Source organism: Serratia sp. JUb9, from assembly GCF_014298095.1.
GTDB lineage: Bacteria > Pseudomonadota > Gammaproteobacteria > Enterobacterales > Enterobacteriaceae > Serratia_B > Serratia_B rhizosphaerae.
This window is the reverse complement of sequence record NZ_CP060416.1, coordinates 2,737,630-2,755,282: the sequence shown is the minus strand read 5'-3', so window position 1 is coordinate 2,755,282 and position 17,653 is coordinate 2,737,630. Positions and strand designations below refer to the sequence as shown.

The window sequence follows — 17,653 nt, the reverse complement described above, 5'->3', positions numbered from 1 at the left end:
ATTAACCTTTCTGATGTATCGAAATGGTGCAGGTGGTGCCGGCGACCAGCGGCAGGTCGGCGGGCACATTGAGCAATTTTATCCGTACCGGCACGCGCTGCGCCAAACGTACCCAGGGCACATTGGGTTTCACATCCATTAATAAATTGCCGCCGTTTTCGACGCTTTGGTCATAAATAGCGCGACCGATGCTCTCGACCTGTCCCTGTAAAGGCACATTGCCATTATATAAAGTGATATCCGCTTTGTTTCCCTCTTTAATATGCTTGAGCTTGGTCTCTTCAAAATAACCGAGCACATAAAAAGAGTGCACATCGACCAGCGCCACCAGCGGGGTGCCGGTGCTGGCATAGTTACCCACCCGCGCCTGTAAATTAGTGATATAACCGTCCGTCGGCGCATAAATTTGCGTTTTACTTAAATTCCATTTTGCCTGTTCAAGATTTGCCTGAGCGGCTTTATAAGCCGCTTTCATTGCCTGTGCGGTTAAATTTGCAGCGTCCAGCGCTTCGCTGGAAATAACATCGCGCGGCAGTCCGCGGCGGCGGGCGGCTTCATGTTCGGCCTTCGCCAGGTCGGACTGCGTTTTGGCAAGCGCCGCCTCGGCATTCGCCAGCGAGATGCGGTAAGGCTCGGCGTCCAGGCTAAATATCAGACTGCCGGCGGAAACATATTGGTTATCGTGTACGGTTATTTTGGTCAGCCGGCCTGAGACTTCCGGGGTGATATTGACCAGTTCCGCGCGTACTTTGCCGTCGCGGGTCCAGGGAGACTGCATATAATAATTCCACAGCCACCAACCGGCGCAAATGGCGATGGCGCAGACAATGACCGTGGAAAAATATTTTAATGTTTTATACTTCATCGGTTACAAACTCGCTAAGATCCACAAAGAGCCGCTCACGGCAATGACGAAAATGGATAAATCCATTAACATTGGATGCCAAATTTCGCCGGAATAGAGCCAGTCGCGCAGCAGGCGATGCACCAGCAACCAAAAAACCAGACCTAGTAAGAATGCTTTAAACATGGGGGGGAAATAAAGCGATGCGCCCAATACCAAATCGGGCAGTGCTGCGCTCGAATGTAACCATGGCGTAATCAATTTAACTATTCCTACGTGCAAATGTGTAATATATTCGAGTATTTGGTAACCAAATACTGCTAAGTTTACTGACGGCTTTGAGAATATCCATTATATACATTTGTATTTTTAATGTGATTTACCCAAAATAGAGTATGGTCTGGGAGATTAATATTAGCATGCTAATTATAAGGAGGGGTAAGTGGAATCAACTTTAGGTTCGGATTTAGCACGATTGGTTCGTGTTTGGCGCGCGCTCATCGATCATCGGCTAAAACCGTTGGAGCTCACCCAGACGCATTGGGTGACGCTGCACAATATCAGCCGGCTGCCGCCGGAGCAGTCGCAGATTCAGCTGGCGAAGGCGATTGGCATTGAACAACCCTCGCTGGTGCGTACGCTGGATCAACTGGAAGAGAAGGGGCTGATCACGCGGCATATCTGCGCCAACGACCGGCGGGCGAAACGCATTAAACTGACCGAGGCCGCCGCGCCGATTATCCGCGAGGTGGACAGCGTTATCAGTTCGACACGCGGTGAAATCCTGAACGGCATCAGGCCGGAAGAGGTACAGCTGTTGGTGACGCTGATTGGCAAGCTTGAGCAGAACATTACCGACCTACAAAACAAACAATAATCTTCAAGATTTTTGCACGATTACATTTACAGCAGCAAAACATAAAACCGGAGGCCAGGGCCTCCGGTTTTACGTTGGGAAACAGCGTGTTACAGCGGAGATACGGTAACCGTATTGCCGGAGCGCGCCATACGCACGCGCTGGCCCGGGCTGAACTTGGTGGCGCCTGCTTTCTGCACCACGACAATGTTGTCGCCTTTGGTGTCCGGACGGATTTCCAGCTCGACGCCGGAAGTACGGCCGGCAACGTCGCCGATCTGGTCGCCCGCCACGCCGCCGGCGACGGCGCCTGCTGCGGTGGCCAGGCTACGGCCGGTGCCGCCGCCGATCGTGTTGCCGAGGAAGCCGCCGATCACTGCGCCGCCGATGGTGCCGAGCATGTTAGAACCGCCTTCGCCCTGGATTTTCACCGGACGCACGGATACCAGAGTGCCGTAGCTGGCCTGCTGCACCTGCTTCGCCTGTGCCGACGTATAAACGTCGCCGGACATGGAATCATTGGCGCAACCGGCCAGCGTCAGCCCGGCTAGAGCAACAACGATAAGACGTTTGATCATATAAAACTCCTGATTTTAGTGTTCCATAACCTGGCCATCCCAGGCGAGAGTCAGTGAAAGATAGACAAAGTATGGCTCAAAGCTGCGCAAATGCCTATTAGGCCGCGCGTGCCGCACCTTACCTCTCCTTCCAGCATAATCGTGCACCGTTCAACCAATAATAAACAGCTGTTTAAATTTATCACAGTGTATCGCCGTACGGCTCAGGGTAAAACGTGCGCCTGGCGCGTGCTAAAAATAAACGTTTTCTCTCACAATCGCAAAAAAGGCATCCTAATTCATGGCGTTAATAGATTAATTCTGGTTTATTTGTCTGAGTGACAACGGTTAAGCAGACCCGCGACGGGGAAAGGACAGGTTTATGAAGTCAGGCCGCTATATCGGCGTTATGTCAGGCACCAGTCTGGACGGGGTAGACGTGGTGCTGGCCGCCATTGATGAACGTATGGTGGCGCAGCAGGCCAGCTACAGCCATCCGCTGCCGATTGCGCTTAAGCATGAAATCCTCGGCATGTGCCAGGGCCAGCCGATCACGGTCTCCGCTGTCGGGCAGTTGGACGCCAGGCTGGGTACGCTGTTCGGCGAAGCGGTGCTGGGGCTGCTGGAGCAAACCGGCGTGCCGGCCCATGAGATCACCGCCATCGGTTGCCACGGGCAAACCATCTGGCATGAGCCGGAAGGAGACACGCGTTTTTCGATGCAGCTGGGTGACAATAACCGCATCGCCGCGTTGACCAACATTACCACCGTCGGCGATTTTCGCCGCCGCGACATGGCCTACGGCGGGCAGGGCGCACCGCTGGTGCCGGCGTTCCATCAGGCGCTGCTGTCGCATCCGGCGGAGCGGCGCATGGTGCTGAATATCGGCGGTATCGCCAACCTGTCTATGCTGCTGCCGGGGATGCCGGTGCGCGGCTTTGACACCGGGCCGGGCAATATGCTGATGGACGCCTGGGTATGGCGCCATCGCCAGCAGCCGTATGACAAAGATGCCGCCTGGGCGATGAGCGGGCGGGTTTGCCTGCCGCTGTTGCAGCAGATGCTGGCCGATCCTTATTTTGCGCTGCCGGCGCCGAAAAGCACCGGACGGGAATATTTCAATATCGGCTGGCTGGAGCAGCAGTTGGCGCGGCTGCCGGGCGTCAGCGCGGCGGATGTGATGACCACCCTGGTAGAACTGACCGCCGTCACTATCTGCGAACAGGTGATGCTGGCCGGCGGCAGTGAACGGCTGCTGGTGTGCGGCGGCGGGGCGCGCAATCCGCTACTGATGGCGCGCATGGCGGCATTGCTGCCCGGCACCGAGGTCAGTACCACCGACAGCTTCGGCATCAGCGGTGACGATATGGAAGCGCTGGCGTTTGCCTGGCTGGCGTTCCGTACCCTGTCCGGCCAGCCGGGTAACCTGCCGTCGGTGACCGGCGCCAGCCGCGAAACGCTGCTCGGTGGGATTTATCCGGTTTTCCCATCGCACCGGCGTCCGCTCTGTTAGGATAAAAACGATCGCCTGACTACAAGGAATAACCCGATGAAAAAACTTCTTCTTGCCGGCCTGACGCTGGCGCTCGGCGGGTGCAGCTATTTCCTGCCGCAGCAGAGCCAGGTGCTGCACTACCAGTGCGGCACCACGCCGCTGACCGTGGCGCTTAACGGTGAAGACAGCACGGTCAACCTGTTGCTGGATGGCCAGCAGCTGACGCTGAAGCAGCAGTTGGCCGCCTCCGGCGCCAAGTACGGCGACGGCAAATATACGTTTTGGTCCAAGGGGCAGAGCGCGTTCGTCGAACGTGACGATAAAGTGATTATGAGCGACTGCACGCTGGTGAACTGAGATGGCGCCCGGCGTGCGGTAAAGATTGAGATTATGGCGCGTCGGGCGCAGAATAATCCCACCTATTTTTTGGTTGGTTGATACACCAGATGTCTGATAACACTCAGTTTGATGTCGCGGACCTGCGCCGCGAATACACCCGTGGCGGCCTGCGTCGTCAGGACCTTACGGCAAACCCTCTGGATCTGTTTGAGCGCTGGCTGCAGCAGGCCTGCGAAGCGCGCCTGGCCGATCCCACCGCCATGTGCGTGGCGACGGTGGATGAGCAGGGGCAGCCGTATCAGCGTATTGTCCTGCTGAAGCACTATGACGACAAAGGGCTGGTGTTTTACACCAACCTTGGCAGCCGCAAGGCGCAACAGCTGGCGCACAACCCGAAAATCAGCCTGCATTTTCCCTGGCATACGCTGGACCGGCAGGTCAGTTTCCTCGGCACGGCGGAGCGCCTGTCGACGCTGGAAGTCATGAAATACTTCAGCAGCCGGCCAAAAGACAGCCAGATCGGCGCCTGGGTGTCGCAGCAGTCAACGCGCATCTCGGCGCGTGGCGTGCTGGAGAGCAAGTTCCTCGAGCTGAAGCAGAAATTCCAGTCCGGCGAGGTGCCGCTGCCTAGTTTCTGGGGCGGTTTCCGCGTCAGATTCGACTCCGTTGAGTTCTGGCAGGGCGGCGAACACCGTTTACATGACCGTTTCCTGTACCAGCGCGACGGGAATGACTGGAAAATTGACCGACTGGCGCCCTGACGCGCAGAAAATACCGTTAAGCGCTGGCAGAGTTGAGGCCGGCGCTTTATTCTATGCGCTTCATTCCGATTTTATTATTTCGCCACTGGGCGGAAGGCCGTGTACCGGCAAAGGTGCATTCGTTTATACATGGAGAACTTGATGGCTAGCATCAACCTGATTCAACAATTGCAAGAGCGGGGCCTAGTGGCCCAGGTGACGGACGAGGAAGCGTTAGCAGAGCGACTGGCGCAAGGGCCAATTGCGCTGTATTGCGGCTTCGATCCGACCGCTGACAGCTTGCATTTGGGCCATCTGGTGCCGCTGCTGTGCCTGAAGCGTTTTCAGCTCGCCGGCCACAAACCGGTGGCGCTGGTGGGCGGGGCGACCGGTCTGATCGGCGATCCGAGCTTCAAGGCGGCGGAACGCAAGCTGAACACCACGGATACCGTTAACGAGTGGGTGGAGAAGATCCGCAAACAGGTGTCGCCGTTCCTCGATTTCGACTGCGGCGACAATAGCGCCATCGCTGCCAACAACTACGATTGGTTCGGCGATATGAACGTGCTGACCTTCCTGCGTGACATCGGCAAGCACTTCTCCGTTAACCAGATGATCAATAAAGAAGCGGTGAAGCAGCGCCTGAACCGTGACGATGTCGGCATCTCCTTTACCGAGTTCTCCTACAATCTGCTGCAGGGTTACGACTTTGCCGAGCTGCACCGTCGTCATCAGGTGGTACTGCAGATCGGCGGTTCCGACCAGTGGGGCAACATCACCTCCGGCATCGACCTGACCCGCCGTATGCATCAACAGCAGGCGTTCGGTCTGACCGTGCCGCTGATCACCAAGGCGGACGGCACCAAATTCGGCAAAACCGAAGGCGGCGCGGTATGGCTGGCGCCGGAAAAAACCAGCCCGTACAAGTTCTACCAGTTCTGGATCAACACTGCGGATGCGGACGTGTACCGCTTCCTGAAGTTCTTCACCTTTATCAGCCTGGAAGATATCAACGCGCTGGAAGAAGAGGACCGCAACAGCGGCAAAGCGCCGCGCGCCCAGTACGTGCTGGCGGAAGAAGTGACCCGTATGGTGCACGGCGAAGAGGGGCTGGCGGCGGCGCAGCGTATTACCCAGAGCCTGTTCTCCGGCGCGCTGCATGAGATGACCGAAGCCGATTTCGCGCAGCTGGCGCAGGACGGTATGCCGTCGGTCAAGCTGGATAAAGACGCCGATCTGCAGCAGGCGCTGGTTAACGCCGAGCTGGTGCCGTCACGCGGCCAGGCGCGCACCATGATCGGCTCCAATGCGGTAAGCGTGAACGGCGAGAAGCAGTCCAACGCGGAATACGTTTTCAGCGACGACGACCGCCTGTTCGGCCGCTATACGCTGCTGCGTCGTGGTAAAAAACATTACTGCCTGGTTGAATGGCAGTAACGACAGCAACGGTATAAGCAATAAAATGGCCCGCAGAGCAACCCTCTGCGGGCCATTTTTTACGACCATTTCTGCCGCCTGGGTCAAACGGCAGAATTGGCAATCAGGCAGCGATGACTTCGCCGGTGTGGCTGGCGGTTGCGACGCCGTTGGCCTCGATCGTTGGCGCCTGATAGTGCAGGCTTACTGCGCTCAGGTACGGGTCACGATCGCCGAGCGAGAAAACAATATCATCGGCATCGAAGCTTTGGTTGTGGTTGTTATCGACAATCACATACACCGCCTTGTCCAATTTCACCATGCTGACTTCCGCAAGATTACTCTTGCTGGCGCCGTTAGACATTTTATCCAACACCTGCGCAAACAGGTCTTGTGCGTTATTGCTGGCGTTGAGGTCGCTGAATACCGCCTTCAGTTCGCTGTCGGTGGTGGCGCTGCCGTACAGTGTGGCCGTTTTGTCGCCGGTGGAAGAGAAGAGCCATGGATTAGCGCTATCGCCTACCTTGATATTGGTGGAAATAGGACCCGTAAAGGTGACCAGATTGTCAATACTGCTGTGCTCAAAGCTCAGATTTTTGGCGGAACTGATGGTCGTATTGCCCTGAACATGTGCGTCCATAATGGTCAGACCGGTGTTTTTCACCGATAACTGATGACCGGCAAGCTCGTCAATGATACCGGCGAACTGCTCTTTGTTAGCCAGTCCGTTCAGGGTGGTATAGAAACTGCCGCCGCCGGTGCCGCCCATTTCCATATTAAGATTCAGTCTCACATTGCTAAAATAATCACGGTCATAATAATCACTTCCCGTGATGGTTTGCAGGTTATCGCTAAAGCCGGCGCCTACCGTCAGGTTGAGGTACAGCGGTTTGAGCAGGGACGTTGTCCAGCCTGACAGCATCAATTCGGAGATAGAGTTGTCGCCGCTATCCAGCTTCAGGGTACGGGTTTGCGCCGTTGTCTCGTTACCTCCCATATTGACTGACAGCGTTTGCAAATGATCGGAGTTAAAGCTGAAGCTCCCCATATCGAACACAGGGATCAGGCTGGCTTTTTCCGTGAAGTTCAGTGAAAATGAGGTATCGTCGGGGCGGGCCGAGGTATGGATAGAGACGTGGCTGTCTTTTGTCAATTCGCCATCAATATAAAAATGATTGCGGACGTTAAGCAGCGTCAAATCGCCGGAATAGGCTGAAAGCATACCGCCGCCGTCGTAAATGAAGCCGGACCAGTGATCTGTGTTTGTGTTTGGATCCTGCTCCAGCGAGGCGGTATTCGCGTAGTCAGGATGAAAGATCGTCGCGTTTTTCTCAAACAGACCAAAATCAAAGACGTTACGCCCTTCGGTCGCGACCAGTTTACCATCTAGGTAAATTTCACCGGTGCCGACGTAGTGGGTCAGATCGATGGTGGAGAAGCGCTGGTACTGGTCGAGATTGCTGACTATTTGGCCGTGCAGCTCACCGTTTTCATCGGTGGTCAGATAAACGGATTTGGTGATAAAGTTTGCTGATATACTCGAGTCGCTTCCGCCTTTAGCGATAAAGGTCTTGCTCACGTGGTTGGCACCGCCGTCGACGCTATTGCCTTGCCAGAGCAAGCTGTTCGTCGACAGTTTGATGTTGGCCTGAGTCAGGTCGGTACCGTTCTGTACCAACACCTTAGCGTAAGACAGTGTGTTTGAGGCATCGGCATGAGCGAGGGCGGCATCATCCAGGTGTAGTTCGACATAACGCCCCCCGAATGATTTGCTCACCGCTTCGCTGGCGGCATACTTACCGGTAAGCACTACGTGTGTGACATTTTTCAACGCCTTATCAAGCGTAATCGCGAGATCCTTGTCAGCATTGATCGACAAGGAGGTCATCCCAGAGAGCGCAACCAATTCGATATTGCTAAGGGCATGGTTGCCGTAGCTGTTGGTTTCCGCCATCAGTTTGCCGTCGTCTGACAGGGTAAAGGTGCCGTTGAAACTCTTCTGGTAGCCAAAAATATCGGCTAGTTGCTGGTTAAAATCACTCAGCTGTTGATCTATTGACCAATGCGTTCCTCCCAGCGGATACTCGCCGTTACGAAATGCATCGATAATTAATGAGCTGGCGGCGATTTTATCATTCCCGGTCTTGAGCATTAACGCCTGGGAAACGCTGCTGGACATCTCGCTGCCGTAGAGTGTCGAATAGATTTTCTGGTAATCGCCGGCGCCGCTGAACTGCTGCGAATTGGCGAGGGTTTTTAGCAGATCCTGATTTGAGGTACCGCTGGCAAGCAGACGGCTGAAGGTATCAAGTGCGGTGGCATTGGTGCCCGAACCGGCAACGGCCACGTACAGGCTCATTACGGTTTCGACGTATTTGGCGTCGGGCATTTCACCCGGCGCGTAAACATGAGTGGCTGCGGCAAAATTTTCTTTGGCGGTGTCATGGCCGGTATCGTTACGAATGTCGGCCATCATCTGCATGATGACGTCACCGTGAGTTTGCGTTCCGTCGTCAAGCCCGCCCAAGTATTTTTGCAGATCGCCATCGCTGATCGCCGTGCCGAACGCATTGGCATACAGGGTCTTAACGAAGGCCTCATTACTCAGTTGATTGATATAACTTCTTTCCTCGACAAAGAGGTTGGCAATCTCTACCGCACTTTTTTGACCGGACGCAAGCTGGTTACCCCAGTAGTTGACGGCCCTGGCATTGGTCATGCTGCCCAGCAGGTAGTAGATCCCCTGGACGTCGGACGCGGCGGCGATTTGGCCGTCCTCAACCAGCGATGAAGGATACAGGGTGCTATTGACGACTTCCTGAATATGCTGCTGGTGCGTGTGTTCACCGTCGGCGCTTTTGACGCTGTCGATAATCTGGTTGGTCAGGGTGCCTAACGTTTTGCCGGCAAGTTGTTGCTTTACCAGGCTGTCCAATGTGGCGCTGTCGGGCTGGGCACCGGTGATGTTCTGATAAATATACTGCACTTTTCGCTCGGTGCTCAGGCCGTCGTAGCGTTTGGCGCCATCCGCGGAGTTGATCAGCGCGCTGACCAACTGGCTGGTGTTATAGTGGCCGTTACTCAGCTGTTTGGCAAAATAGAACAGTGCACTTTCGTCTGCGTGTTTTCCTAAAGCGGCGTAATAGAGTAGCGCCACGTCTTGCTGTAAGGTAAGAATGCTCATAATTCTCTCTGGCTGTGTAAGTAAATACGGAATAACTGAATTTCAAGGTATAGTTGAAATTTAGTCAAATGCAACGTGTTTCAGCCAGTTACGGAAAAATTCGGATTAAAACCTTATTTTTTGCCCGGTGGTGATGGGGAAGTGCTGGGGGATAGCTAACATCATCCGCCGTACTCGGCTAAAATCTCAGCGGCTTGTCGGAACCGTGCTTTTTTTGCCGTCGAGCTTTGATTACAATGGTCCGCTGCCAAATATATTCTGCACCAATATCTTCTATTTTTAACGCAGCTGCTGGCGTGCTGGTCACGTCGTTTTATTTATTCTGCCGTGGGCTTGATGCATGCGGCATGGCAAGGTTTGGTTGTACCAATGAAAAACATTCTTTCCATTCAATCACACGTGGTGTTCGGTCATGCCGGCAACAGCGCCGCGGAGTTCCCCATGCGCCGCATGGGCGTCAACGTCTGGCCGCTGAATACCGTGCAGTTTTCCAACCATACGCAGTACGGCCGCTGGACCGGCTGCGTGATGCCCGCCAGCCACCTGAGCGAGATCGCCCAGGGCATCGCGGATATCGACCAGCTGCAGCGCTGCGACGCGGTGCTGAGCGGCTATATCGGTTCTCCCGAACAGGGCAGCCATATTCTGGATATCGTGCGCCAGGTGAAACAGGCGAATCCCGACGTCTGGTATTTTTGCGATCCGGTGATGGGTCACCCGGAAAAGGGCTGCATCGTGGCGCCGGGCGTGGCGGAGTTTCTGTGTCAGCAGGCGTTGCCGTGCAGCGATATGGTGGCGCCGAACGTGTTGGAACTGGAACAGCTCAGCCAGCGTGAGATCGCCTCCGTCGATCAGGCGGTTGACGCCGCGCGCGCGTTGATTGCGCGCGGGCCGAAAGTGGTGCTAGTGAAACACCTGAGCCGCGCCGGGTATCGCCACGACGCGTTTGAGATGCTGCTGGTGACGGCGGAGGAAGCCTGGCATATCAGCCGTCCGCTGGTGGACTTCGGCAGCCGTCAGCCGGTGGGCGTGGGCGATTTGACCAGCGGCCTGCTGCTGGTGGATCTGCTGCAGGGCAAGGCGCTGGACCAGGCGCTGGAGCACGTGACGGCGGCGGTGTATGAAGTGATGCTGACCACCAAGGAGATGGGCGAATATGAACTGCAGGTGGTTGCCGCGCAGGATTATATCGTCAACCCGCGCTGCCATTTTGCGGCGGTGAAGCTCGGGGCATAATTCTTTCCCCGCCGTTGCGGCGGGGAAGACAAACACTTACTGCAAGCCTTCGGCATTCAGCGCTGCGGCGACCGCCGGGCGTGCCGCCACGCGCTTCATATAGCCGGTCAGGTGCGGATAGGGCTGCAGATCGAACTGCAGCGCTACCGCCCAGCGCAGCACGGTAAACAGGTAGGCGTCCGCCACGCAGAAGCGGCTGCCCAGCAGGTAGTGTTGCTGCGCCAGCACGTCGTCGAGATAGTGGAAATGCTGCTCCAGCTTGGCGCGCGCCATCGCCAGATACGCTTCCGGCGTTTTAGGGTTGAACAGCGGGGTAAAGCCCTTGTGCAGCTCCGTAGCGACAAAGTTCAGCCACTCGATCGCATGGTAGTGCGACAGCGTGCCCGCCGGCGGAATCAGTTGACGATCGGGCACCCGATCCGCCAGATACTGCACTATTGCCACGCCTTCGGTCAGCAGACTGCCGTCATCCAGCAGCAGTGCCGGAACCTGTCCTTTAGGGTTAATCGCCAGATAATCGGCGCCGCTCTCGGTGGTTTTGCTGACCAGATCGACTTTTTCCGCGGTGAAGTCCAGCCCCGCCTCGCGCAGCACGATATGCGGAGACAGGGAACAGGCGCCGGCTTTATAGAACAGTTTCATCGTTTGACTCCTTGATAAGGATAAAAGGCGTGCGTGCCTAACCCTCTATCCTAGCGCCGCCGCGATGAAATTGCCGCGCTTCAGCTAACAAATTTCACTGACGGCTTCATCCTGCGGCTGCAGTTGCGCCAGCGTGGCGGCAATTTGCTGCTGCAGCGCCAGCGGCGCGGTTTGCATCGGCGCGCGCAGCTCGTTGCGCAGCAGTCCCTGCTGCGCCAGCGCGGCTTTCACCGGCGCCGGATTGGCGAAGCTGAACATCTGACGGATCATCGGCAGCAGTGCGTAGAAGTTGGCGCGCGCGGCGGGCAGATCGCCGTCGGCGACCTGTTGCACCAGCTGCACAAAGCGCTCCGGGTACAGATGTGCCGACGCGGAGATCGCCCCGGTGCCGCCGAGGCACAGCGTGGAGAGAATCAGGTTGTCCTCGCCGGTCAGCACGTCAATCTCGCCGTCGTCGATCAGCGCCATGGTGACGTCCGGATTGCCGCCGCACTCTTTGATGGCTTTCACCTGCGGGTGGCGGGCAATCTGACGCAGCGTGTCCAGCTCAAGGGTGACGCCGGTGCGATAAGGCACGTTGTACAGGATCACCGGCACGTGCGACGCGTCGGCCAGCGTGGTGAAGTACTCAACCAGCCCGGACTGCGACGGACGGATGTAATAAGGTGCGGGAACCAGCACGCCGGCAATGTCGCGCTGTGTAATCGCCTGCTGCATCTGCAGGGTGGCGGTCAGATTGTTGCCGGCCAGCCCCATGACGACCTGGTGCGCCGGCGCCACTTCCAGCACCGCGTCCAGCACCGCCAGTTGCTCCTCTTTATCGAGCGCGGCGGCTTCGCCGGTGGTGCCGCACACCACCAACCCGTCGACGCCGGTGGCCAGCAGATGCTGCGCCAGACGTTTTAGCGCGGGAAAATCGACGTTGTGTTGATTAAACGGGGTGACTAACGCTACCCAAATACCGGAAAAAGAGGCCATAAAAATTCCTTCTGAGTGACCGTGAGAGAGGCCAGATGAAAAAGCAGCGAATGGGCGTTGCGCGTCGTGCTGCCAGCTCATCTGACAGGACAGCGCCCCGGTCAGACGAGCGGCTGCTTCTGCAATGTATCGATCAGGCCGCCGGCAAACATCGGCGCACTCGGGCGGTATGTCGGGGGATAGTACAGCGGCATGATGGCGTTCTCATAACGGGATAATAGGGGATGATGATGAATACTCCCGATCGGGCTGTCAATTTATAACAGGTTGATAACATTGTTATTCATGATGGCCGAAGGCTGATGAGTTTCGCTAATAGCGCGGTGCGGACGATCGCTGTCTGGGGTCAGACATCGTCCCGGACGCCGAATTTACGGTCAAACTCGCGGCGGTAGGCGCGCGCCTTGTTGCGATCGCGGATCCACAGATAGCCGCACACCAGCGCCACCGCGCCGGAAAACACCATATTACGCATATCCTGGTCATAACAGTACACCAGCAGGGTATCCAATGCGGCGATCAGCGCAAACCATTTATAGACGTGGGACTGCCGCCGCGTTGCCGCGTTCAGGCGTTTCAACTGTCTGGCTTCGTCGAGCACTGGTTTTTTCTGCATGATTTTCCTGTCTGGGATTTTTATTAGAAATAAATTAGCAGAGATTTGATGATTACCGAACCGGTTAATCTGAGTTTTTTCTGAGTGATGGCGGCAGAGAGGGGCAGATCGGCATGCCGGGAAGATGCTTTTACTACCCGGTCGCTTGTTTATTCTGATAATGTGATTTTTTATTCACCCTGGAGGGCGGTATGATCGTTCGTACCTGGCACGGCTGCGTGCCGCAACAACATCGGCAGGGTTTTGCCGATCATCTGGCTGTCACAGGCGTGCAGCATGCTAAGGCAACGGCTGGAAACTGTGGCGCTTTTGTCCGGCAGGAACTGCAGGGCGACTACGTGCACTTTTTTCTGGCTACGTATTGGGAGTCGCTGGAGGCCATCAGGCAATTTGCCGGCGAGCATTATCAACAGGCGGTCACTTATCCGGATGATGAGGCATATGGTTTGATTTCAGACCCCTATGTTTTTCAGCATCGGGTGACGGAGATAGCCGCACTGTAACCACCGCGAGGAGAATGTGATGAACCATCGAACGTTACGACCGGAAGAGTTGGTGCAACAGCAGCTTGAGGCTCACAACGCGCGGGATATCGACGCTTTTCTCGCCTGTTGGGCCGAGGATGCGCAGTACTATCAACATCCCGACAAACTGCTGGCCAGCGGCAAGGCGGAACTTCGCGAGTACCATATCGCGCGCTTTCGCGAGCCGAGCCTGTTTGCCGAGCGCGTAAAGCGTATTGTGGTTGCCAATAAAGTGGTCGATCAACTGCGGGTGACGCGTAATTTTCCCAACGGACGCGGCAGTATGGACGTGCTGGTGATTTATGAGATTACCCAGGGGAAAATCGCCCGCGCCTGGATCACCGTTGGCCCCTGCGTGGTAGACGAAGGGGCGCTGTGACGCCGCTTACAGCGCGATAACGGCTTCGATCTCAACGTTCACATCTGCAGAAAACAGCGCGCTGACGGCCAGCAGGGAGCAGGCCGGCAGCGCATCTGCCAATGCCTCTGCCAGCACCGGACGCACCGACGGCAGGTCGGCGATATCGGTCAGAAACACCGTCAGTTTAATCAGCGTTGCCAGGCTGCCGCCCTCATAACGGGCAATGGCGTCCAGCTGTTGCAAAACGGCCTGCGTTTGCCGTGCGGCCGTCTCTCCCTGCGCCTCGCCGCCGAATGCCGTCAGCCCGGAAACGTACAACAGATCGCCATGGCGCACCGCATGCACATACGGGCCACCGGGCGCGGTTAAAAATGGGTAATTAATGCGTTTTAGTCCAGACATACGTAATTTCCCCTTAAGGCGAAGGCAATAAAATCGATACACTGGGCTGACAGGGCGGCATAACGTGCGCCCGCACTTTCAGCTATCAAGATGCGAGAGGGCGATGAATCAGGCTTTTACTCCCTACCTGCAGCGCTGGGCGCTGACGCCGGACGGTAAGGCATTTGAAACCCATAGTAGCCTATTGATGCCGGTGCGCCACCAGGGGGCGCCGGCGATGTTGAAAATTGCCCGTGAGCCGGAGGAAAAATTCGGTGCACGGCTGATGTGCTGGTGGCAGGGCGACGGCGCGGCGCAGGTGCTGGCCTGTCACGGCGACGCGCTGTTGCTGGAGCGCGCGCAGGGGGCGCAGTCGCTGACCCAGCTGGTGCGTACCGGTGATGACGAGCGGGCAACGGCAATCCTGTGTCAGGTGGTCGCCCGACTGCACAAACCGCGCGCGCAGCCGCTGCCGACGCTGATAGCGCTGGACCAGTGGTTTGGTTCGCTGTGGCCGGCGGCGCAGGCGCACGGCGGCATGCTGCGGCTGAGCGCCAGCGTGGCGGCGGAACTGCTGGGTAGCCCGCGCGAGCAGTGCGTGTTGCATGGCGATATCCACCATGGCAACGTGCTGGATTTCGGCGAACGCGGCTGGCTGGCCATCGATCCCAAGCGCCTGTATGGCGAACGCGGTTTTGATTACGCCAATATCTTCTGCAATCCCAATTACGGCATCGCCACCGATCCGCAGCGCTTTCAGCGGCGCGTTGAGCAGGTATGCACGTTGGCCGGCTTTGAGAGGCGACGTCTGCTGCAGTGGATCCTGGCCTGGACCGGGCTGTCCGCCGCCTGGTTTATGGAGGACGGCGATACGGCGGATATCGATTTCCGCGTGGCTGAACTGGCGGCGACCGCGCTGGGGCTGTCGCCACCGGACGACTCAGGGTTCATCCTGCCAGTAATCGAGCGATGCTGAAGGTCGCTGCAGATAGCGCGCCTGATAATCGCCGGTAAACGCCATGGCCTGATACTTGCCGGAATCCGGGTACTCCACCAGCTCCGGCTGTTCGCGGGTACTGATGGAAAGATAGGTCAGCGGCGCGTCGGAGCTATTGATGAGCTGGTGAGGATAGTCCGGCCCCGGCGGGATAAAAATGGTATCGCCGGCGCTGACCGGCAGCATTTCGCCGGCCACGCGCAGGGTGCCACAGCCTTCCAGAATGATAAACATCTCTTCCTGCCCGTAGTGGAAATGATAAGGGCAGGAGCGTTTGCCGGGGGCGACGGTATCGATGGAGGCACCGAGCTTGCTGGCGGCGGTGCCGGTACCCAGCCGTGCTGACAGGCTGTCGTACAGCGGCGGACGGCTGTCGTGGCGTTTGGCGATCTGATGGTAATTGCGGATCAGTTTCTGGCGTAGCTGTGCGGCATGTTCAGACATAGATTCGTTACCCCGTCACTTATTCATGGAGTGAGCGTTGTACAAGCAGAGTCGGCCAACGCGCTGGATCTCAGTTAACCAGAATATCCGCCCGGATGCGACCCGTCTTCAGCGCATTGCCCGTGCCGGCCACGCCAGCAGCAGATGGGCGAATACGCCGCCAACCAGCCCCCAGAACGCCGCGCCGACGCCAAACAGCGTAATGCCGGAGGCGGTGATAAGAAAAGTAATCAGCGCAGCGTCGCGCTGCCGTTCATCGTGCAGAGCACGCTGCAGACTGCCGCCAATGGCGCCCAGCAGCGCCAGCCCGGCGATAGTGTGGATCAGCGCTACAGGCAGCGCGCTGAGCAGCAGACCGATAGCGCCGCCGAATAGCCCGGCCAGCAGGTAAAAGCCGCCGGCCGCCATTGCGGCCAGATAGCGTCGTTTCGGATCCGGATGCGCGTCCGGCCCCATACAGATGGCGGCGGTAATTGCGGCGATGCAGACGGAAAAGCCGCCGAACGGCGCCAGCAGCAACGCGGTAAGCGCGGTCCAGCTAATCAGCGGCGAGGTGGGAACCTGATAGCCGGCGGCGCTGAGCGTGGCAATCCCCGGCGCATTCTGCGACGCCATGGTGACGATAAAGAACGGAACGCCGATCCCTAGCAGTGTAGAGAGACTGAATTGCGGCGCGATAAACTCGGGCGGTGCGATGGCGCCGTGTAACGGTATCGGCGCGATCGTGCCCTGCAGCGCGGCGACCGCCAGCCCGGCCAGCAGCGTCAGCACAATGGCGTAACGCGGCAGCAGACGGCGCGCCAGCAGATAGGTCAGACACATGGCGCCGGCCAGCGGCAGGTTGCTCTGCAGCGCGCCGAAGGCGTCCAGCCCGAAGCGCAGCAGAATGCCCGCCAGCATCGCGGCGCAGATCGGCGGCGGAATAATATGCATCAGCCGGGCGAACAGTCCGGTGACGCCACACAACAGAATCAGCCCGGAGGCGAAGATAAACACGCCGATGGCTTCCGGCAGCGAGGTGCCGGGCAGGCTGGTCACCAGCAGCGCCGCGCCGGGGGTTGACCAGGCGGTGAGAATCGGCGTGCGGTAATACCATGACAGCCCTAGTGAACTGACGCCCATCGCCAGCCCGAGCATACTCAGCCAGCCGCCGATTTGCTGCGCGCTGGCGCCGGCCGCCGCGGCCGCCTGAAAGATAATCGCCGCCGAACTGGTATAGCCTACCAGTACGGCGACAAAGCCGGCGATCAATGCCGGCAGGAATATGCCGCTTGCCCGTTTCATCCTATCCCCTGGTGCTTGTGCGTTATAGCGCACGATTGCGCCGAGCATAGCACTGTGCGTTATAGCGCACAAGGCGCTATAATCGGCCCAGCAATGCGAGGAGAAATGATGCAACCAATGAGCGGCCATCTGGCGCAAACCCTGAAAGCACTGCGTCATCAGCGCGGTTGGAGCCTGAGCCAGGCTGCCGATCAAACCGGCGTCAGCAAGGCAATGCTGGGACAAATTGAGCGTGAGGAGTCCAGCCCGACGGTAGCAACGCTGTGGAAAATCGCCACCGGTTTTAACGTGGCGTTTTCCGCTTTTCTGGCGCCGTCATCGCCGCCTACGCCGACGCTGCACCGTCAGGGAGCGCTGCCGGCCTTTATGCAGGAGAACGCCGCCATGCGTGTGACGCCGCTGTTCCCGTTTGACGCGCAACTGGGCTTTGATATGTTCGCCATCGAGCTGGCGCCCGGCGCCTTCAGCGAATCGACGCCCCACGAGCCGGGGGTGATCGAACATGTGGTGGTGCTGAGCGGCGAGCTGGAGCTGGCGATCGACGATCGCTGGCACCGTCTGGCGGCCGGCGAGGCGATGCGCTTTCAGGCCGACCGTCCCCATGCCTACCGCAATAGCAGTGCGCAGGCGGTGCATATTCACGATCTGATCCATTACCCGCGTACTTAACCCGTTCGCCGCGTTTTGACAGCATGGCAGTGAATGGGTAGTTTGTTGATAATCACTCTCATTTGATTGTTTAACCGTGCCGGTTATGCC

Annotated in this window: 20 protein-coding genes; 10 read left to right on the top strand and 10 right to left on the bottom strand. The window is 57.6% G+C overall.

Going from position 1 to position 17,653, the window contains the following annotated elements; genetic code table 11:
- Position 1: 1 nt before the first annotated feature.
- Positions 2 to 865, bottom strand: coding sequence for an HlyD family secretion protein (locus tag HF675_RS13035; protein ID WP_187043155.1), 864 nt, complete (start codon positions 863 to 865; stop codon positions 2 to 4).
- A 3-nt stretch (positions 866 to 868) separates the two neighbouring features.
- On the bottom strand, positions 869 to 1,105 hold the full coding sequence (locus tag HF675_RS13030; protein WP_105231005.1) for a DUF1656 domain-containing protein: 237 nt from the start codon (positions 1,103 to 1,105) through the stop codon (positions 869 to 871).
- Positions 1,106 to 1,286: 181 nt separating this feature from the next.
- On the opposite strand from HF675_RS13030, the gene slyA reads away from it, so the two are divergent.
- Positions 1,287 to 1,721 carry a transcriptional regulator SlyA gene (gene slyA, locus HF675_RS13025; RefSeq protein WP_105231006.1) on the top strand — a complete coding sequence of 145 codons (435 nt, stop codon included), beginning with the start codon at positions 1,287 to 1,289 and terminating at the stop codon, positions 1,719 to 1,721.
- Between the two features lie 89 nt (positions 1,722 to 1,810).
- Here slyA and HF675_RS13020 read toward each other — a convergent pair whose 3' ends face one another.
- Positions 1,811 to 2,278: a glycine zipper 2TM domain-containing protein gene (locus tag HF675_RS13020; protein ID WP_105231007.1), complete on the bottom strand. Its 468-nt coding sequence runs from the start codon at positions 2,276 to 2,278 to the stop codon at positions 1,811 to 1,813.
- Between the two features lie 361 nt (positions 2,279 to 2,639).
- On the opposite strand from HF675_RS13020, the gene anmK reads away from it, so the two are divergent.
- From anmK to tyrS, 4 genes are all read left to right on the top strand, one after another.
- A complete protein-coding gene (anmK, locus tag HF675_RS13015; protein WP_187043154.1) occupies positions 2,640 to 3,770 on the top strand; it encodes an anhydro-N-acetylmuramic acid kinase in 1,131 nt (376 codons plus the stop codon).
- Positions 3,771 to 3,806: 36 nt separating this feature from the next.
- On the top strand, positions 3,807 to 4,109 hold the full coding sequence (locus HF675_RS13010; protein WP_105231009.1) for an MliC family protein: 303 nt from the start codon (positions 3,807 to 3,809) through the stop codon (positions 4,107 to 4,109).
- Positions 4,110 to 4,198: 89 nt separating this feature from the next.
- Positions 4,199 to 4,852 carry a pyridoxamine 5'-phosphate oxidase gene (gene pdxH / locus HF675_RS13005; RefSeq protein ID WP_111737161.1) on the top strand — a complete coding sequence of 218 codons (654 nt, stop codon included), beginning with the start codon at positions 4,199 to 4,201 and terminating at the stop codon, positions 4,850 to 4,852.
- A gap of 141 nt (positions 4,853 to 4,993) precedes the next feature.
- The gene (gene tyrS, locus HF675_RS13000; protein ID WP_105231011.1) at positions 4,994 to 6,268 is read left to right on the top strand and encodes a tyrosine--tRNA ligase; all 1,275 of its coding nucleotides are present in this window, start codon (positions 4,994 to 4,996) and stop codon (positions 6,266 to 6,268) included.
- A 103-nt stretch (positions 6,269 to 6,371) separates the two neighbouring features.
- Here the strand turns inward: tyrS and HF675_RS12995 are convergent, their stop codons facing one another.
- Positions 6,372 to 9,302, bottom strand: coding sequence for a DUF4214 domain-containing protein (locus tag HF675_RS12995; protein WP_255427281.1), 2,931 nt, complete (start codon positions 9,300 to 9,302; stop codon positions 6,372 to 6,374).
- Positions 9,303 to 9,800: 498 nt separating this feature from the next.
- On the opposite strand from HF675_RS12995, the gene pdxY reads away from it, so the two are divergent.
- A complete protein-coding gene (gene pdxY, locus HF675_RS12990; RefSeq protein ID WP_187043152.1) occupies positions 9,801 to 10,667 on the top strand; it encodes a pyridoxal kinase PdxY in 867 nt (288 codons plus the stop codon).
- 36 nt (positions 10,668 to 10,703) lie between these two features.
- On the opposite strand, the gene gstA is transcribed toward pdxY, so the two are convergent.
- The 3 genes from gstA to HF675_RS12975 form a co-directional block, all read right to left on the bottom strand.
- Complete coding sequence (gstA, locus tag HF675_RS12985) at positions 10,704 to 11,309, bottom strand: glutathione transferase GstA (RefSeq protein WP_187043151.1); 606 nt, start codon at positions 11,307 to 11,309, stop codon at positions 10,704 to 10,706.
- Positions 11,310 to 11,393: 84 nt separating this feature from the next.
- Complete coding sequence (dapA, locus tag HF675_RS12980; protein WP_187043150.1) at positions 11,394 to 12,287, bottom strand: 4-hydroxy-tetrahydrodipicolinate synthase; 894 nt, start codon at positions 12,285 to 12,287, stop codon at positions 11,394 to 11,396.
- A 346-nt stretch (positions 12,288 to 12,633) separates the two neighbouring features.
- Positions 12,634 to 12,903 carry a hypothetical protein gene (locus HF675_RS12975; RefSeq protein WP_105231015.1) on the bottom strand — a complete coding sequence of 90 codons (270 nt, stop codon included), beginning with the start codon at positions 12,901 to 12,903 and terminating at the stop codon, positions 12,634 to 12,636.
- Positions 12,904 to 13,094: 191 nt separating this feature from the next.
- Here HF675_RS12975 and HF675_RS12970 point away from each other — a divergent pair, with 191 nt between their 5' ends.
- Positions 13,095 to 13,406, top strand: a complete 312-nt coding sequence (locus tag HF675_RS12970) for a hypothetical protein (RefSeq protein ID WP_111737159.1) — start codon at positions 13,095 to 13,097, stop codon at positions 13,404 to 13,406.
- Between the two features lie 19 nt (positions 13,407 to 13,425).
- Positions 13,426 to 13,806, top strand: coding sequence for a nuclear transport factor 2 family protein (locus HF675_RS12965; RefSeq protein ID WP_105231017.1), 381 nt, complete (start codon positions 13,426 to 13,428; stop codon positions 13,804 to 13,806).
- 6 nt (positions 13,807 to 13,812) lie between these two features.
- Here the strand turns inward: HF675_RS12965 and HF675_RS12960 are convergent, their stop codons facing one another.
- Positions 13,813 to 14,190, bottom strand: a complete 378-nt coding sequence (locus HF675_RS12960) for a RidA family protein (RefSeq protein ID WP_187043149.1) — start codon at positions 14,188 to 14,190, stop codon at positions 13,813 to 13,815.
- Positions 14,191 to 14,293: 103 nt separating this feature from the next.
- Here HF675_RS12960 and HF675_RS12955 point away from each other — a divergent pair, with 103 nt between their 5' ends.
- Positions 14,294 to 15,145 carry an aminoglycoside phosphotransferase family protein gene (locus HF675_RS12955; RefSeq protein ID WP_187043148.1) on the top strand — a complete coding sequence of 284 codons (852 nt, stop codon included), beginning with the start codon at positions 14,294 to 14,296 and terminating at the stop codon, positions 15,143 to 15,145.
- On the opposite strand, the gene HF675_RS12950 is transcribed toward HF675_RS12955, so the two are convergent.
- On the bottom strand, positions 15,110 to 15,610 hold the full coding sequence (locus tag HF675_RS12950) for a cupin domain-containing protein (protein ID WP_160031203.1): 501 nt from the start codon (positions 15,608 to 15,610) through the stop codon (positions 15,110 to 15,112). The two genes, HF675_RS12955 and HF675_RS12950, sit on opposite strands and share 36 nt — an antisense overlap.
- A gap of 108 nt (positions 15,611 to 15,718) precedes the next feature.
- Complete coding sequence (locus HF675_RS12945) at positions 15,719 to 16,894, bottom strand: benzoate/H(+) symporter BenE family transporter (protein WP_187043147.1); 1,176 nt, start codon at positions 16,892 to 16,894, stop codon at positions 15,719 to 15,721.
- A 108-nt stretch (positions 16,895 to 17,002) separates the two neighbouring features.
- Between HF675_RS12945 and HF675_RS12940 the strand changes: the two genes are divergently transcribed.
- On the top strand, positions 17,003 to 17,563 hold the full coding sequence (locus HF675_RS12940) for a helix-turn-helix domain-containing protein (RefSeq protein ID WP_105233316.1): 561 nt from the start codon (positions 17,003 to 17,005) through the stop codon (positions 17,561 to 17,563).
- The last annotated feature ends 90 nt before the right edge of the window (positions 17,564 to 17,653 follow it).

Excerpts from the sequence above, each read along its gene's own strand:
- pdxY (WP_187043152.1), top strand. The coding sequence starts at position 9,801 with ATGAAAAACATTCTTTCCATTCAATCACACGTGGTGTTCGGTCATGCC.
- HF675_RS13035 (WP_187043155.1), bottom strand. The coding sequence starts at position 865 with ATGAAGTATAAAACATTAAAATATTTTTCCACGGTCATTGTCTGCGCC.
- HF675_RS12950 (WP_160031203.1), bottom strand. The coding sequence starts at position 15,610 with ATGTCTGAACATGCCGCACAGCTACGCCAGAAACTGATCCGCAATTAC.
- HF675_RS12975 (WP_105231015.1), bottom strand. The coding sequence starts at position 12,903 with ATGCAGAAAAAACCAGTGCTCGACGAAGCCAGACAGTTGAAACGCCTG.
- HF675_RS13020 (WP_105231007.1), bottom strand. The coding sequence starts at position 2,278 with ATGATCAAACGTCTTATCGTTGTTGCTCTAGCCGGGCTGACGCTGGCC.
- HF675_RS12960 (WP_187043149.1), bottom strand. The coding sequence starts at position 14,190 with ATGTCTGGACTAAAACGCATTAATTACCCATTTTTAACCGCGCCCGGT.
- HF675_RS13010 (WP_105231009.1), top strand. The coding sequence starts at position 3,807 with ATGAAAAAACTTCTTCTTGCCGGCCTGACGCTGGCGCTCGGCGGGTGC.
- tyrS (WP_105231011.1), top strand. The coding sequence starts at position 4,994 with ATGGCTAGCATCAACCTGATTCAACAATTGCAAGAGCGGGGCCTAGTG.
- pdxH (WP_111737161.1), top strand. The coding sequence starts at position 4,199 with ATGTCTGATAACACTCAGTTTGATGTCGCGGACCTGCGCCGCGAATAC.
- gstA (WP_187043151.1), bottom strand. The coding sequence starts at position 11,309 with ATGAAACTGTTCTATAAAGCCGGCGCCTGTTCCCTGTCTCCGCATATC.
- anmK (WP_187043154.1), top strand. The coding sequence starts at position 2,640 with ATGAAGTCAGGCCGCTATATCGGCGTTATGTCAGGCACCAGTCTGGAC.
- HF675_RS12970 (WP_111737159.1), top strand. The coding sequence starts at position 13,095 with ATGATCGTTCGTACCTGGCACGGCTGCGTGCCGCAACAACATCGGCAG.
- dapA (WP_187043150.1), bottom strand. The coding sequence starts at position 12,287 with ATGGCCTCTTTTTCCGGTATTTGGGTAGCGTTAGTCACCCCGTTTAAT.
- HF675_RS12955 (WP_187043148.1), top strand. The coding sequence starts at position 14,294 with ATGAATCAGGCTTTTACTCCCTACCTGCAGCGCTGGGCGCTGACGCCG.
- HF675_RS12940 (WP_105233316.1), top strand. The coding sequence starts at position 17,003 with ATGCAACCAATGAGCGGCCATCTGGCGCAAACCCTGAAAGCACTGCGT.
- HF675_RS12965 (WP_105231017.1), top strand. The coding sequence starts at position 13,426 with ATGAACCATCGAACGTTACGACCGGAAGAGTTGGTGCAACAGCAGCTT.
- HF675_RS12945 (WP_187043147.1), bottom strand. The coding sequence starts at position 16,894 with ATGAAACGGGCAAGCGGCATATTCCTGCCGGCATTGATCGCCGGCTTT.